The sequence below is a fragment of the Peribacillus sp. NPDC096540 genome (genome assembly GCF_050278525.1).
Taxonomy (GTDB): Bacteria; Bacillota; Bacilli; order Bacillales; family DSM-1321; genus Peribacillus.
The window spans coordinates 109,127-124,238 of record NZ_JBNNTG010000005.1 but is presented as its reverse complement, the minus strand read 5'-3'; the positions used below and the strand labels follow the sequence as shown (position 1 = coordinate 124,238).

19 protein-coding genes, 1 pseudogene and 2 riboswitches are annotated in these 15,112 nt (G+C 37.4%); of the genes and pseudogenes, 13 read left to right on the top strand and 7 right to left on the bottom strand.

What is annotated here, in order from left to right:
* Positions 1-90 precede the first annotated feature (90 nt).
* Positions 91-453 carry a winged helix-turn-helix transcriptional regulator gene (locus ACQKMR_RS07360; protein WP_427696697.1) on the top strand — a complete coding sequence of 121 codons (363 nt, stop codon included), beginning with the start codon at positions 91-93 and terminating at the stop codon, positions 451-453.
* 193 nt (positions 454-646) lie between these two features.
* Here ACQKMR_RS07360 and ACQKMR_RS07355 read toward each other — a convergent pair.
* Positions 647-766 (bottom strand): annotated as a pseudogene (locus ACQKMR_RS07355) (proline dehydrogenase); the annotation flags it as partial.
* A gap of 210 nt (positions 767-976) precedes the next feature.
* On the opposite strand from ACQKMR_RS07355, the gene ACQKMR_RS07350 reads away from it, so the two are divergent.
* The 5 genes from ACQKMR_RS07350 to ACQKMR_RS07330 all read left to right on the top strand — a co-directional run bounded on the left by ACQKMR_RS07350 (position 977) and on the right by ACQKMR_RS07330 (position 4,396).
* Positions 977-1,276, top strand: a complete 300-nt coding sequence (locus ACQKMR_RS07350; RefSeq protein ID WP_427696696.1) for a hypothetical protein — start codon at positions 977-979, stop codon at positions 1,274-1,276.
* Between the two features lie 57 nt (positions 1,277-1,333).
* Entirely contained in the window at positions 1,334-2,473 is a 1,140-nt protein-coding gene (locus ACQKMR_RS07345) for a CAP domain-containing protein (RefSeq protein WP_427696695.1), read from the top strand.
* A gap of 231 nt (positions 2,474-2,704) precedes the next feature.
* Positions 2,705-3,301 (top strand): TetR/AcrR family transcriptional regulator, encoded by a 597-nt coding sequence (locus ACQKMR_RS07340; protein WP_427696694.1) that lies wholly within the window; start codon positions 2,705-2,707, stop codon positions 3,299-3,301.
* Positions 3,302-3,372: 71 nt separating this feature from the next.
* The gene (locus tag ACQKMR_RS07335; RefSeq protein ID WP_427696693.1) at positions 3,373-3,552 is read left to right on the top strand and encodes an anti-repressor SinI family protein; all 180 of its coding nucleotides are present in this window, start codon (positions 3,373-3,375) and stop codon (positions 3,550-3,552) included.
* A gap of 139 nt (positions 3,553-3,691) precedes the next feature.
* Positions 3,692-4,396 (top strand): DUF421 domain-containing protein, encoded by a 705-nt coding sequence (locus ACQKMR_RS07330; RefSeq protein ID WP_427696692.1) that lies wholly within the window; start codon positions 3,692-3,694, stop codon positions 4,394-4,396.
* Between the two features lie 171 nt (positions 4,397-4,567).
* On the opposite strand, the gene ACQKMR_RS07325 is transcribed toward ACQKMR_RS07330, so the two are convergent.
* The gene (locus ACQKMR_RS07325; protein WP_427696691.1) at positions 4,568-5,308 is read right to left on the bottom strand and encodes an alpha/beta hydrolase; all 741 of its coding nucleotides are present in this window, start codon (positions 5,306-5,308) and stop codon (positions 4,568-4,570) included.
* Between the two features lie 311 nt (positions 5,309-5,619).
* Between ACQKMR_RS07325 and ACQKMR_RS07320 the strand changes: the two genes are divergently transcribed.
* Genes ACQKMR_RS07320 through ACQKMR_RS07310 form a run of 3 tightly spaced genes read left to right on the top strand, consistent with a single transcriptional unit; the run spans position 5,620 to position 7,847 of the window.
* On the top strand, positions 5,620-5,940 hold the full coding sequence (locus tag ACQKMR_RS07320) for a PadR family transcriptional regulator (protein ID WP_427613175.1): 321 nt from the start codon (positions 5,620-5,622) through the stop codon (positions 5,938-5,940).
* Positions 5,940-6,803 (top strand): permease prefix domain 1-containing protein, encoded by an 864-nt coding sequence (locus ACQKMR_RS07315; protein WP_427696690.1) that lies wholly within the window; start codon positions 5,940-5,942, stop codon positions 6,801-6,803. Before ACQKMR_RS07320 ends, ACQKMR_RS07315 begins: the two co-directional genes overlap by 1 nt.
* Before the next feature lie 12 nt (positions 6,804-6,815).
* A complete protein-coding gene (locus ACQKMR_RS07310; protein ID WP_427696689.1) occupies positions 6,816-7,847 on the top strand; it encodes a TolB family protein in 1,032 nt (343 codons plus the stop codon).
* A gap of 506 nt (positions 7,848-8,353) precedes the next feature.
* Here ACQKMR_RS07310 and ACQKMR_RS07305 read toward each other — a convergent pair.
* Both ACQKMR_RS07305 and ACQKMR_RS07300 read right to left on the bottom strand, forming a co-directional pair.
* Entirely contained in the window at positions 8,354-8,509 is a 156-nt protein-coding gene (locus ACQKMR_RS07305) for a hypothetical protein (protein WP_376110430.1), read from the bottom strand.
* Between the two features lie 14 nt (positions 8,510-8,523).
* Positions 8,524-9,066: a VUT family protein gene (locus tag ACQKMR_RS07300; protein WP_427696688.1), complete on the bottom strand. Its 543-nt coding sequence runs from the start codon at positions 9,064-9,066 to the stop codon at positions 8,524-8,526.
* A 51-nt stretch (positions 9,067-9,117) separates the two neighbouring features.
* Positions 9,118-9,160: riboswitch (PreQ1 riboswitch) on the bottom strand.
* A 274-nt stretch (positions 9,161-9,434) separates the two neighbouring features.
* Here ACQKMR_RS07300 and ACQKMR_RS07295 point away from each other — a divergent pair.
* Both ACQKMR_RS07295 and ACQKMR_RS07290 read left to right on the top strand, forming a co-directional pair.
* The gene (locus tag ACQKMR_RS07295) at positions 9,435-10,004 is read left to right on the top strand and encodes a TetR/AcrR family transcriptional regulator (protein ID WP_427696687.1); all 570 of its coding nucleotides are present in this window, start codon (positions 9,435-9,437) and stop codon (positions 10,002-10,004) included.
* Between the two features lie 50 nt (positions 10,005-10,054).
* A complete protein-coding gene (locus ACQKMR_RS07290) occupies positions 10,055-10,402 on the top strand; it encodes a DUF4260 domain-containing protein (RefSeq protein WP_427696686.1) in 348 nt (115 codons plus the stop codon).
* Positions 10,403-10,499: 97 nt separating this feature from the next.
* Here the strand turns inward: ACQKMR_RS07290 and queE are convergent, their stop codons facing one another.
* From queE to queC, 3 genes are read right to left on the bottom strand one after another with little or no spacing between them, the layout of a single operon-like run.
* Positions 10,500-11,228, bottom strand: a complete 729-nt coding sequence (queE, locus tag ACQKMR_RS07285) for a 7-carboxy-7-deazaguanine synthase QueE (protein WP_427696685.1) — start codon at positions 11,226-11,228, stop codon at positions 10,500-10,502.
* A complete protein-coding gene (queD, locus tag ACQKMR_RS07280) occupies positions 11,221-11,691 on the bottom strand; it encodes a 6-carboxytetrahydropterin synthase QueD (protein WP_427696684.1) in 471 nt (156 codons plus the stop codon). The genes queE and queD overlap by 8 nt, the downstream gene beginning before the upstream one ends.
* The gene (queC, locus tag ACQKMR_RS07275) at positions 11,691-12,353 is read right to left on the bottom strand and encodes a 7-cyano-7-deazaguanine synthase QueC (protein ID WP_427696809.1); all 663 of its coding nucleotides are present in this window, start codon (positions 12,351-12,353) and stop codon (positions 11,691-11,693) included. Before queC ends, queD begins: the two co-directional genes overlap by 1 nt.
* A 58-nt stretch (positions 12,354-12,411) precedes the next feature.
* A riboswitch (PreQ1 riboswitch) is annotated at positions 12,412-12,454 on the bottom strand.
* Positions 12,455-12,648: 194 nt separating this feature from the next.
* Between queC and ACQKMR_RS07270 the strand changes: the two genes are divergently transcribed.
* Both ACQKMR_RS07270 and ACQKMR_RS07265 read left to right on the top strand, forming a co-directional pair.
* Complete coding sequence (locus tag ACQKMR_RS07270; protein ID WP_427696683.1) at positions 12,649-14,328, top strand: methyl-accepting chemotaxis protein; 1,680 nt, start codon at positions 12,649-12,651, stop codon at positions 14,326-14,328.
* Positions 14,329-14,843: 515 nt separating this feature from the next.
* Entirely contained in the window at positions 14,844-15,056 is a 213-nt protein-coding gene (locus ACQKMR_RS07265) for a hypothetical protein (protein WP_427696682.1), read from the top strand.
* Positions 15,057-15,112 lie beyond the last annotated feature (56 nt).

Here is a 15,112-nt window from a genome sequence, read left to right as displayed (position 1 = left end):
ATGATTTATAATAGAAATAAAAAACAGTACGTACTTTAAAGTGTTATAGGCACCTAAAAGTTCCTATAAAGTAAGGAGAGTTAAAAAATTATGCCGAAAAAGAAGTACAATATTTCAGTCGAAGCAACACTGGAGGTACTTGGTGGAAAATGGAAATGTGTAATTCTATGCCATCTAACACATGGTAAAAAACGTACAAGCGAATTGAAACGTCTTATGCCAAACATAACGCAAAAAATGTTGACCCAACAATTACGTGAGTTAGAAAAAGACGGAGTGATCAATCGGATCGTTTACAACCAAATTCCGCCCAAAGTTGAATATGAACTTAGTGAATATGGACAGAGTTTAGAAAGTATATTAACCGCGCTATGTACGTGGGGAGAAAATCATATCACCAGAGTATATGGGGATAAGTTTGCGGTTCTTGAGGAAAGTATATTAAATGATTAAAGTCATTCACTTAAATTAAATGTGAATGTACTTATTAAGGATCTAAAAACAAAACACAAAAAACGAAATCCATTATACGGGATTTCGTTTTTTGTTAGGGCTACTATTTACTATCTATCAAATACTTCTAGAAAAATTAGTTCCAGCAGAAAAATAATTTGACTTAAAGGGCTTTTATACTGAATATTCTTACTTATTTAAAGAAGAACCCCTTAAGAGCAAAAGCGATATTTTGTCGTCTTTCTGCTAAACGGCGTATAAAATAGCCAAACCAATCATTACCGAAAGGAATATATACACGCATTCTATATCCTAGTAAAAACCTATAAATAAGCGGTCTCAATGAATTAGAAACTAAGATTACCATTTCATTTAACACTAACCCTTTTATATACATAAATAACAGTATTCATCCTTTTATTAGTTCTTTTCCTTTTGCTATAATATGTATTACGTTTTATTGATTATTTGAGTTTTGATTATTAAAATTCATAAGAATAGTAATGAAACCATGGAGGGAAATATGAGGGTCATATTAGAGCTGGTACGTATCTTATTAATATTCGGATTAGGTGGAGCAATTATTTCCACCGTACTAATCGCCATATATAAAAGCATAGGCGTTAACATGGATCAGTATGGTTGGCTTGGTTCTGTTGCGATACTTATCTTATTATTTGTTTGGTATAGAAACAAGTTGCAGTTCAGTGGATGGTACACTGGAAAAGGGAAAGAAAAGTTGCCCAAAAAGGTCTCACAGGTACTGATCCTATGTTCACTCTTATTGTTAGTTTCACCACCCCTTTTGAGCTTATCTATTTAACCTTCCAATTAACAGGAGAATAGTTCCTGAATTACAAATAGAGCAGGAGTGAACGATTTGCGGAAACTGTTTAATATTGTTGTTCTCTTACTCCTACTCGGTGGCTTTTGGTACGGATATGGTAAAGACATTCAGGAGTCTGGGTTTAAGGCCGGGGTTGGATCCTTTGCATCCGATGTTCGCTCCCTTATAAACGGACCAGAGGTTTCGACTGCCCTGGACAAGCTGAATACCGGAGTCAACTACCTGATAGGCGAGCTAACAGATACGTTGGATAACGCTTCTAAAGAAGAACAACCTGAAACGGAACAAGTGAAAAAACCAACATTGGAAGCACCCGCTGAAGCCTCCTTTTCGGTCCGTAATATCGAAATTGGCGACACTAAGGATACTGTTGAAAAACTGGCTGGTGAAGCAAAGCGGCATACCCGGAATGAATATGGCGTAGACTGGTTTGCTTATCACGAAAATTATCAAAATTTCTTCATGGTTGCCTACGATACTGACGATAAAGTTGTTGGATTATATACGAATCAAGATTTAATCTCCTCAAAACAAGGAATTAAACGCGGCACGCCTAAAGAAGCAGTGACTGAAAAATTAGGACATCCTGTAACAAAACTCCTTAAAGGAAACGTCTATTACCAGATTCGAAGCGATGGCGAATACGATATGTTTGAAATGGATAAAAGCTATGTGACTATTTTTTATGACAAACATGAGAAAAATACAGTCACATCGATCCAAATTATCGACGAAAAACTCGAAAAGCAAAAGAATGGCTATTTTGCAGAAGCCAGCCCGGAGTTAAAGAAAGGCTTTGAATATCAACTATTTGACCTGACTAATGCATCAAGGGTCAACCATGATCTCTCCGTTCTTTCGTGGGATAAACAAGTGAAAGTGACTGCACAGGATCACAGTGCCGATATGGCCGTGAATCAATACTTCAACCATACAAATCTTGAAGGAGAATCCCCCTTCGACAGGATGGAAGATGACAAAATCAAGTTTCGAATGGCTGGTGAAAACCTAGCTGCAGGTCAGAACAGCAGTATCTTTGCTCATGAAGGCTTAATGAACTCCATCGGACACAGGGAAAATAAATTACAAAAAGATTTTGAATCTCTCGGAGTAGGCGTAGCCTTTGAAGATAATGCAAAACCGTATTATACAGAAAATTATTTAACGAAGTAATAACAAAAAGCCGTTTCTGGAGAAATCCCGCACGGCTTTTTTTGATTCCATCCTCCTGATTTTAAAAGATTCTCAATACCTTCTTAGAGTTATCTTGGTTACTTTGTAGCCTTTGATATATTTTTATAATATTCAGTATATTTTTTAATTTTACTTGACTGGAACTTTAACACTATAAGATAATACTTAAGAGTAATATAATGACAAATTAAACTTTGGGGTAACCGATTTATGATTAAAAGAGGTAGAAAAAAGGGTGCCAACGGTGAACAGAGCCGAGCTTTACTACTCTTCATCGCGGCAGATGAGTTTGCTCGGAAGGGTTATTTTGAAACAAAAGTTAGTACAATCGTTCATAGAGCAAAGTTAAGTCAGCCTACTTTTTATCTGTATTTTGATAGTAAAGAGGCCATTTTTAAGGAGTTAGTTAAGAAATTCCGATATGAACTATTTAATCTTACTATACAGAGCCGGCTTGAAACTGGGCTTGATTTAAACGCTATTCCCCTCAAAATCACCCAAGGATTAGCGGCGATATTTCGTTTCTTTGCTGAAAATCAAAGTTTGACTCGAATTGGTTTTTTTCTCTCTCAAGAGGCTGAAGAAATAAAGAAGCAGTTAGCGGCACAAATAAAAGAAAACCTGATTTATGAACAACAAAATGGCTATTTCCATCCAGATGCTAACATGTTGATTGTAGCTGAGAGCTTGGTCGGAATTATTGAGCGTTTAACCATAACTCAAATTTTTGAAGAAAACATTCAGCCTGAAATATTAGCGAATGAAATTGTACACCTTTTGTTGGACGGATTGTTAGTTAAGACCTAATAATTCATTTACTTTTCTAATTTTTTTATTCCTCTGCGTAATTTAAAATATAGTTGATAGGGAGTATTATTATGAATTCTATAAAGCAATCGCAGCAGGAACCGCTCGAAAGAATGTGGATTGCACTTATGATTGAAGCGAAAAAAAGCGGAATAACAAAAGAAAAGGTCAGAAAATTTCTTAGACAGCATCAAATGAATAATGCTTTCGATACAGATTCACAGCCACAAATGGACTCAATGGAAGATTAGTTTATAGGAATAATCATTTAAAACGAATAAAAGATGGACTCCATATGGAAGTCCATCTTTTGTCTGAAAATCTTGTGATAATCATTGGTCAACAGCTCCATACTAACCTTTAACCCCTTAAACGAGGATGTGAGTTTATATGGACTTTTTTCACGGCCAAGAATCACTTACTATAATTCAATGGATCTTAAGGGCCATTGTAGCTTTCTTCTTTTTACTTTTTGCAACTAAAATAATGGGTCAACGAGCCATTTCTCAGTTAAGATTACTTGATTTTTTAATAGCACTAATTATCGGAAACATCCTTGCTCACCCTTTGTCTGATGAAAGATTAGGTTTTAAGGGATCCTTAACAACGACTGCCGTACTAGTGCTTTTATATATATTTTGTGTTTTTTTGAGCCTTAAATGGGGAAAACTTCGAAGTTTTTTTGAAAACTCTCCATTTCCCCTTATAGAAAATGGGAAAATTGCTTATAAAAGCTTAGCCAGAGCACGAATTTCTATCGATTTTTTATTATCTGAATTAAGAAAAGAAAAAATTGAAGATATTCAAAAAGTTGCTCTTGCATTATGGGAACCAGATGGTACAATTTCATTTTTTTTAAATCCTCAATATGAAGCAGTAACCCCTGCGGATTTAGAACTAGTAACAAAAACCTTTTCTTTTCCTAGAACAATTATTAAAGAGGGCAAAATTGATTTTAATGAATTATCCCGCATTGGTAAAGACGAAGAATGGCTTAAAAACCGAATAAAAACGGCATACAGTGTGGACGTATATGATATTTTATTAGCCACCATTGATAATAACGATAGCTTCAGAATCTTTTTATACAAATAGATTCTGAAGCTAAACCATATATAGTAAGTCCTCTTAGCTATGCCTCGATTTAATTTTTATTTATAGAAGAGAGTAGTTTTATACTCTGAATATGTTAAAGGCCACCAAATTTGGTGGCCTTCTTAGGACATGATTGTCCCGTTTATACATAGAGAATATTTACCTCTGCTTCTACCAAAGTAGTGTATTTAAAAACTTATACACATCCTCATAAACCTGCTCACGTTCTTTCCCTAATGTGATTATATGGCCAGAGTTTTCATACCATATCAAGTGTTTATGCTGCGTATCGACTTCATTGAAAATTGCTGTAGCACTGTTCGTATAGTCGGGATCATCCAAGCGCCCTTGTAAAACAAGAGTTGGTGATGTGATTAAATCTAAATTTTCACCCGTCTCATTTATTATACTCACCACATCTTTCAGTGAATTCATAGGCTCTTCTTCCAACAGCTTCACTTCGGCAGCAATTTGGTCAGCATCTTTGCCTTCAAACTTCTTATAGGCCTGTGCATAATTGAGCAAGCGGTTTTTTTGTCTATCAATACTTTTTCCTTGCGTCGGAGCGCACATTGAAACCACTCCTATTACAGGAAGTTCAATTCCTACTTTTAATGAGAAAACTCCTCCTAAAGAAATTCCAACAACAGCAATTTCCTCGTAGCCTTCATCTTTAAGGAATTGATAACCGTCCACTACGTCTTTCCACCATTCCTTTGGACCTGTTTTAGCAAGTTCTTCAGCTGATACTCCGTGCCCTCTATAAAGAGGTCCGTGGCAGGTATAGTCGCGATCATTCAGGTATTTCCCTAATTTTTTCATATCTCCTGTACTTCCGGTAAAACCGTGAAGTAAAAGAACAGCTCTATTTCCACCTCTGTATGTGAATGACTCAGGTGCTTTTACTTTCATCTATCTAGGACCTTCTTTCTGCTCTTGGTGATAAATAGAATCTAAATGATTTTCAAAAAAAAATCAATTAATACCCCTTGAGTGGGATTTCTTCTATCCTATTCCGTATTTTCATTAAAACAGTTAAATCATGTATATAGAGTATCCTTACCACACTCTTTACAACTCATCCGTTCCGAAGCACATTTTACTATGATTGATTTTATTTAGCAATCGTCATTTAACCATTTTTTTTAAAAAAAGTAAAATACACCTTGTAATACGATGTACATCGTATTACACTAAAGCAAATGAAAAAAGAAGGTGATTATTTGGATAAAGAATTGATGAAGGGAAGTATTGACCTCCTCCTGCTTTCACTTCTTTCTCAAAAAGAGCTGTATGGCTATGAAATGACGAAGATTCTAAGGCAAATGAGCGAGGGGCAATACGAGATCAGTGAAGGCACCCTATATCCGGCGCTTAAGCGTTTAGAAAGAAAGGAATTTATAGAAGGGTATTGGAAAGAGTCTGAGTCCGGACGAAGGAAATATTATCGTATCACAGACAGCGGCAAAACCGAGCTTGAACGTAAACGCAGCAGCTTTACCTTCCTTGAAAATTTAGTTCGGAAAAGCGCAGAGGATTTCTGATGAAAACAACATTTGAAAGGTATGTAAAAAAAATAGTCAACCAAACCGATTGTACCAAGGAAGAAAAAGAAGATATGTTTGAAGAACTACTCCTCCATCTGGAGTTGAGCCGGGATGATTTAATAAAGCAGGGGAAGACCCCAAAAGAAGCCGAAAAAATGGCATTAATCCTTTTTGGCGACGAATGGGAAATCGGCAGTCAAATTCAGCAGGCCATCTTTCCATACCGAAAAGAGCTTATGCTTACTTTATCCATCGTTTCAATTCTTTTTACGTTTTCGGTGTATGCGCTGCAACTATTCCAAGAAGGAGATGCTTACATCGGCTGGCTTCTTTTTTCGATACTGACTAGTGCAACTTTACTCTCACTCACACTTAACCTCCTAGTCTCTATCAACCGGAAAATTATGGTCAACACCGTGTTAGTGACCCATACCCTTGTCTATGTATATGGATGGGGAATCGCTTCCGCCCTTGACTTCACATTATTTCCTTTATTCAGCCTGATTATGGCAGCGATTCTCCTACTATCCCTTTACCTCATTTACAAAACAGCCTTGGTTCTTCCGGGATATAGTGGAGAGACTTTAAAAAAAGCAAAACTTCTGCACATTTCCAATATTACACTCGGCATCTTAATTTTGTCAGTTACCTTATTTTTCTTATATGCTTTTTTAATCTTCTCAAGTGAAGTCCAGCCGTTTATGATATTATTTTTCATCCCGACTGTCTTATGGATTTCGTTATATATCCTACAGATTAAACTGTTAAAAAAGCATCCTACGGCATCAAATATATGTGCTGTTCTACAGGTATTACTTGTTCTAGCAATTATTTTTACGATGATGATACTCTACCGTTAAGGAGTCCTTCAAATGAAAAAGAAGCACATCTATCTCATTCTGATCACGCTTGCGATTGTGACTGTCTTGTTTGTCATCGCCGGCTTGATCTTTAAAAAAGAAGAAAATGAAAAGCAGCAGGGCTTAACCAATCAATACGACGTATCCACCCAAGGAACAATTGCATACGTCACACACTTTAAGGGGAAACCACAATTAAAACTTTATAATCCTACATTATCCGTTGAAGAAAAAGTCCTTGAATTGAGCAACGATGAACAAATCCTCGACCCGACTTATTCCTACGAAGGAGATATGCTTGCCTTTATCGTAGCTAAAAAAAACCAAGAAGAAGATTCAACCAGTTCCATTCACCTTCTTGATATGAAATCACAGAATATCAGTGAATTATTCAAAGCAGACTTCCTGGTCACAGAACTCGATTTCACAAAAAGCGGCCGCTCTCTCTTTTATATCGGAGCCGGTACGTTTAAAAACTATTCGCCGATCACGGGTCCCCGCCCTCACGATCTCGATATTTATGAGTTTGATATAGAAAAAAAGGAGTCCATCCAACTGACCTCTTTTAAGAAATATGGTCTTAGTTCCCTAAATGTCACTGTTGATGGAAAAGCCGCTTATTATCAAACCGATGATGATGCGGATGCTAAAACGGCTGATGATATTTTCGAAACGCATCAACGGATTTTCAAAGTGAAATTTGACCAAACAGGTATCGAAACTGTCACCGACTCTAAACGTGATGTCGACATTTATGATTTCACAATTACCCCGGATGAAAAAACGATGATTTTCCAGTCCATCTCCAATGAGCAATCAGGTAGTACCTATATTTATGAGCTATATAGCTATGACCTCAAAACCAAAACCGAAAAGCAGCTGACCCATCTTCAAGGATACACAGATCGCCCAGTCATCAGCAGCGATTCAAAAACGGTCTACTTTATGGTAGATAATAAATTCGGCAAAAGCGATCCACAGTATCACCTATATAAAGTGGAGATTGATGGAGACAACCCCGAAGAAATTTTGTTGCCTAATTAATGAATAGAGTTTCCGACACCAATTATTGACGGTGCCGGAAGTTTTTTTTATGGGGTTACTCGTGAGTTTGGCTGGTTTACTCGTGAATTACCACGATTTACTCGTGAGTTTCTGTTTTACTCGTGAGTTTCTGTTTTACTCGTGAGTTTGGCTGATTTACTCGTGAATTATCACGATTTACTCGTGAGTTTCTGTTTTACTCGTGAATTATCACGGTTTACTCGTGAGTTTTCACGATTTACTCGTGAGTTTCTGTTTTACTCGTGAGTTTCTGTTTTACTCGTGAATTTCTGTTTTACTCGTGAATTATCACGATTTACTCGTGAGTTTTGCTGGTTTACTCGTGAATTATCACGATTTACTCGTGAGTTTCTGTTTTACTCGTGAATTATCACGGTTTACTCGTGAGTTTTCACGATTTACTCGTGAACCTTATTATTCACACACAAAAAAGAACCAAATTTGGTCCTTCCTTCTCGACTTATACAGATCGTTTCCTATTTATATTAATGTTTACGTTTATCATGATTGTCTATTCCCTTATGCTTCCGATAATTGGCGCAGGATAGCTTCATACAGTCTCCTTGGACATCCGGACCATATTTTTCACGAAAAGCTTCCAGGCAATAGCATCTATCTTCTTCCTTTTTGGGTCCATCCATTGAGAGCTTCCCTCCTATCCAGAGACAACGCGTTTCTCCTGTCTTAGATTGATCTGGCCCAACAGGGCTGCACCGATTGACTGAATAACTGTTTTAACAATGATTTGGCCAAAAACCGCAGCTGGTACGGCTTCCCATGGCAAAATGTTGGCACCTAGTGGGCTAAGTCCAATCACAACAAATATCACCGAATCGAAAAATCCTCCGACAATCCCGCTGTAAAATACTCTCCAACTCATCGGAAGTTTTAACCGGGTATAAATTTCCGTATCCGCTGTTTCTGCGACCACGAACGATAATGCGGAAGCAAATACAATCAATAACGTATCTCCTAATAAAAATGATACACATGCAGATAAAATAAGTGCAGTAACGATACACATATAGGTTTTCGCACGGCCGAATTTATTCTGGACCAGATCTCGAAAGATGAAGGTTCCTCCGATGAGCAATGTACCCATCGGAATGATGAATATGCCCAAATGTAATGGATCAAAAGCTGCTGTAACCACATTCGCCGTGACGATGGATACTAAATACAATAGAATTCTTAACATTTAATTCATTCTCCTTATACAGAAAAAACAGCACCCTAAGAAAGAGCACTGTTCCCCTTAGTTTTTTTGAGAGGGTAGCTAGAACCTCTTCCGCCGGAACGGATTATCATTTCCTTATTTATCGTAGCTTGAAAATGAATGGAAATCAAGAAGTTTCCACATTACCTATTTCTAAAACGAATTCAGTAAATACTTATTAATAATTGGACTTCTGGCTTGTGTTTCGAATTTAGTTACTACCTGTGAATGCTGCCGGCAGATTGATTGGAGTAGCTCCTGTCCAATCATTTAATTCTAGTATTTGACAATTACAAAACTCTACTATATGATTTAATTAACCACTGGTCAATAAATATGGAGGTGATACTATGTCACCAAGGAAATCAGAAGGAAAAGAATTATCTAAGGATATGGTATTGAATGAAGCCCGGAAACTTTTTGCATCCGTTGGGTATTCAAAAGTTTCAATGAGGCAATTAGCTAAAACATTAGATTGTAGTCATGGCGCCATTTATTATCATTTTAAAAATAAGGCTGAAATTTTTTATAGTTTGGTAAAAACGGATTTTTCTCTATTGAATAATAAAATAGATGATATCATCATAACTGAAAATAAGGCTTCTCAAAAAATAGAGAAGATATTACTATGCTTTATAGAGTTTGGGTTAACCCAGCAAAATCATTATGCAATCATGTTTTTATCTAAAGAAAAAGAAATTCAACATTTACTTCAAATTGATTCTAATAAAACATATGAAAAACTAATCAGTTCTCTTACTGACCTTACCGAAAATAAACTAAACCCCGCATTAATATGGTCTATTTTCCTTTCGCTCCACGGCTTTATAACTTTTTATATTAATACACAACTTTCATATCAAGATGTAAAAAGCTTAGCAAATTTTCACGTTAAAAATATTATAAAGAGTATTGTATAATTTTTTGCACATCATTGACCAACGGTTAATAAAAAGTAGGAGGCTTAAATATGGTAAAAAAATTAATACATTCTGAAGGGCTTATGGTTCTCATTGCGATAATTTATATCTATTCAATAAATGAATTTAGCTGGTGGATTTTCCTTTTATTACTTTTAACACCTGACATTTCTATGTTAGCCTATCTAATTAATAATCAAATTGGTGCTAAGGTTTATAACTTGTTTCATACTTATACAATATCAATACTCATCATTTTACTAGCTGTTTTTCTAAGCCAGGATACAATTTTAATGGTAGGTTTAATTTGGACGGCTCATATTGGAATGGATCGTTTTTTAGGATATGGTCTTAAATACACAACGGATTTCAAAGCTACACACATTCAAGAGGTATAAACAGTGATATCGGTTCTGATGGTATTTAGTTTATAGTCCGCATTAAAAAAGCAGTGTGATTGATCTTGCACATCACACTGCTTCTTTCTATCCTACTTTACACTCCCCGCTTATTTCCCCATATATACGTATGCAGCTGCGGCAGCACTTTCACATTTCTAAGGTCATCATCAGCTATTACTTTATCAATTAGCTCTTCATATTTTTTCAAAAGTCCGCTAATCAGCTGCTGATCATCCGCCGTCCTGCTGTCATCATTGCCTACCTGCAAATAAAAAGGAATATCCGGGTACCGGAAATGTACGTTTTTGGCATACAGATAATCTTCATCATCAAAGACTACAACCTTCAATGAGACATGATTATCGGGATTTCGATTGGCAAGATTAGATATTATTTGATCAAGCACCTCAAAGTCCGTGTTCATCCTAGAACTCGGCGGCTTAGGTGAAATAGTCAGTTCATCAATATCGAGAAACCAATCCTGCCAACGGCTACCCTGTGTTTCCACGCCGATTTCCATTCCGTTTTCTTTTAATATCGCTATCAAGCCATCTAGATTTTTCAGTAAGGCTGGATTTCCACCTGATATTGTAACGAAGGAAAAACCCTTACCGCCAATTCGCTTCAGCTCATCCCATATTTCTCTAGCAGTCATTTGAACTGTATCTTCCTTACCGGTGCCGTCCCAAGTAAACGCGGAATCACACCAGGCACAAGAATAATCGCAGCCGGCCGTCCGAACAAACATGGTCTTTTGCCCGATGACCATACCCTCCCCTTGGATTGTCGGGCCGAAGATTTCCATAACAGGCAGCTTACTCACTTTCCATCCACTCCCGTCTAGCTTCAGCATAACTCGTCGGCGTTTCATATAGACGAACAAATTCGACTCTAGCACCCTCATAATTCTTGGCTAAAAGGGCTTCGGCCATTTTTTCATAAATCCAGACAACCATATTTTCAGCTGTTGTATTCATGAGCGGCAGTGTTTCATTTAAATAACGATGATCAAGGTAGATTTCAATCTCATTTTTCCAAATTTCTTTGATATCACCAAAATCTATCATCAAACCGCGTGAATCCGTATATCCGCTCAATCCGAAAATAACCCTATAAGTGTGGCCATGCAAGTTCTTGCATTTGCCTTCATAGTCATGAAGGTGGTGCGCGGCATCAAAGGTGAATTCCTTGCTGACCATGACCCGCTTGCTTGAGTAGTTTAATTGATTCCGTTGAATATCTTTATCTATTTTTTGAAGCTTATCCACGATAGTAAAACCGTACATTATTTAAGCACCTGCCGTCTGCTTACATAGTCATCCAGCCCTTTTTTCCGAAGCTTACATGCCGGACACTCACCACAGCCGTCGGAAATAATCCCGTTATAACAAGTCAGAGTCTTCTCACGGACAAAATCGAACGCGCCAAGCTGATCCGCAAGCTCCCATGTTTCCTCTTTATTCAGCCACATAAGCGGCGTATCAATCACAAATGACTGATCCATCGACAAATTCAAGGTCACGTTCAACGATTTAATGAATACATCGCGACAGTCTGGATATCCGCTGAAATCCGTCTCGCAGACACCGGTGACAATATGCTTTGCCCCAATTTGACTTGCCAATACCCCCGCAAACGAAAGGAACAGCAAATTCCGCCCCGGTACAAACGTTGACGGCAGTTCCCCGTCTTCTCCATCCTCAACTGCGATTTCACTTCGCGTTAACGCATTCGGCGCTAGTTGGTTCAACAGCGACATATCCAGAATATGATGGGTAATGCCCAGTTCCTTAGCAATTTTTTGCGCGCATTCGATTTCCAAGCTGTGCCGCTGATTATAATCAAACGTAACCGCTTCTACTTCCTCAAATCGCTCCATTGCCCAGAACAAACACGTCGTACTATCCTGGCCCCCGCTAAACACAACCACTGCCTTTTCCTTCTTCATCATTTCTATAAAACTCCTTTTTACGGAAAAAAACAGTACCCTAAGAATAGAGTACTGTTTCTCCTTAGTTTTTTTGAGAGGGTAGCTAGAACCTCTTCCGCCTAGCGGAATATAATAATTTTCCAAATTAATAGTAACTTGAATATGAAAAGAAATCAAGATGTTTATATCAAACTGATTACAAGACCGAATGGAAAACTTTGTTATACAACATATCTTCCTTTACCTTCTTAAATATCCTATTATTTTTCCGATAAAAAGGGTAACAAAAATATAGTAAAAGGGGTTCATTAACTTGAAAAGTATTAAAGTAAAGATATTGGGGGCATTTTCACTCATCATATCTTTGTGTATCATCTTAGGAGCATTTAATATTTATAGTAGCAATAAGTCACTTGTACATTCCAAAGATATTATTAGCAATGAATTGCCGGTTCTTATTGATGAAGAACAACTACTCAATAATCTTGCACAAAGAAGCGCACTCGCAAGAGGCTATATTCTATTTGGCGACGAAAGTAATAAAGAGAGGTTCTTAAAATATACCGAAGAAAGCAAAGTCATTCAGGAGGATCTTTTAGCCTTAAATGATTCTGACAAAATGAAGGAATTGATTCAGAAAAGCGTGGATTGGAGAACAACTATTATTGACCGCGTATTTGCACAATATGATCAAGGAAATGAAGAACGTGCTATAGAAATACTAAAGAATGAAGTTGCACCAATAAGCAATGAATTGATGGATGGGTTCAGGGAGCTAGCTTCCGAACGCGAGAAATCGATTGTCGCTTCCGGAGAAATCGTCATTGCAAGTGGAGAATCAGTTAAAACGACAAGTATCATTATATCCATTGCCGCTGTCATTATCGGCCTTCTGCTAGCGTTTGTAACAGCCAATATTATTACAAAACCTCTCCTTAAAATTAGGGACAGAATGAAGGTTGTGGCGAATGGTGAGCTGAACCATGAACCTTTAAAGCACAATTCAAATGATGAAATTGGAGAATTAACGATGTCCTCCAACCAAATGCAGAAAAACCTTCGTGATACTCTCGAAAAAATGCTGGACGTATCTGAATCCGTTTCGAATCAAAGCGAAGACTTAACTCAATCAGCAAATGAAGTCCTACAAGGCAGCAGGCAGATTGCGACTACCATGTTCGAGCTATCGGAAGGCTCAGAGTCTCAAGCCAACCAAGCAACTGAAATGGTCCGTATGATGGAAGAGTTCACCAGCAAGATCCAGCAGGCCTATTCTTGCGGGGAAGAAGTTTCCCAAAGTTCCACTGAGATTCTAACCTTGACCAAGGAAGGAATCATATTAATGCGCAGCTCGGTCCAACAAATGAAAATGATTGATGAGATTGTCAAAAATGCCGTCGAACAAGTGAAAGGACTTGACTCACAATCAATGGAAATCTCTCAGCTTGTACAGGTCATCAAGGATATTTCCAATCAAACAAATTTATTGGCCTTAAATGCTGCTATAGAAGCTGCACGCGCCGGCGAACATGGAAAGGGCTTCGCTGTCGTCGCAGAAGAAGTACGAAAACTCGCCGAAGAGGTCACACATTCAGTTGGGGATATCACAAATATTGTCACAGCTATTCAAACTGGTTCAAAAACCGTCGTCCGCTCTTTAGAAGATGGCTACACACAGGTAGATGAAGGCACGAGACAAATTACCCTCACCGGCCAAACCTTTGAGACAATTAATAATTCAGTCGGGACTATGGGTACAAAAGTACAGCATATTAAAAATGACTTAAACTATATCACTACCAATAGTATAAAAATCAACCAAGCTATTGAAGACATCGCAGCCGTGTCTGAAGAGTTTGCGGCAGGAATCGAACAAGTCTCCGCATCCGCCCAGCAATCCAGCTCTTCGATGGATGAAATCACCAAACATGCTCTTGAGCTCGCCACGGCTGCTGAGCAATTAACTGAACAGGTTAAAAAGTTCCAATTATGATACTAGCAATTTCCTGCGTGTTTCACGAGGGAAATTGCTTTTTTTCTTTTCCTTCTACCTTCTATTTCCCTAATGTCTCTTTTATAAATTGTGTTTCGTTTTCGGAATTTTGGGGAATAAATTACTATACACATTAATAAAAAACAAATAGATTCTGACGTTTCAAACAAACATTTTAGTTTATTTTCAGAATATTTAGTGTATAATATATATAACTACAGGAATATTTTTCAACCACTAAAATCAATACTATCATCTACTTCCACTTCATCTACTTGCTGGCAAGTTCCGGTAATCTAACGCTCATGATCGAAGCATCCCATTTTAACCAATTGCATAGGAAATTCTTCTCAACAAAGTTCTTTTGTTATTATTCTTTCAAAAATGAATAAAACCCAACCAAATAACTAATAAAACGTACTTTTCTCTCCAAAATTGTAAAAAAGGGTTAAGTTTTACCGAACCTATGTTACTATTAAACTAAGACCTTTTTCACCCATAAAGGAGGAATTCATATGAAACGTTTTTTCAAATTCATAGCAGAGTTTAAGGCAAGGAAGACCTTAGAACGAGAAACGAACGAGTTCTTTCGCAAAGAATACGAAAATTATATGAAGATGAATTCTGAAAAACAAGGAAAAAGGAGATTAACTCCTAAGCTTTATGTTATTGATGGTGGTAAAAAGGACTCCAATCCTGAGATTTCTGACAGAAAGAAATCCAGTTAACCTTAATTATTCCAGAATCCGCTACTATTGTCGTGGTCCCTTTCCCACAAATTACG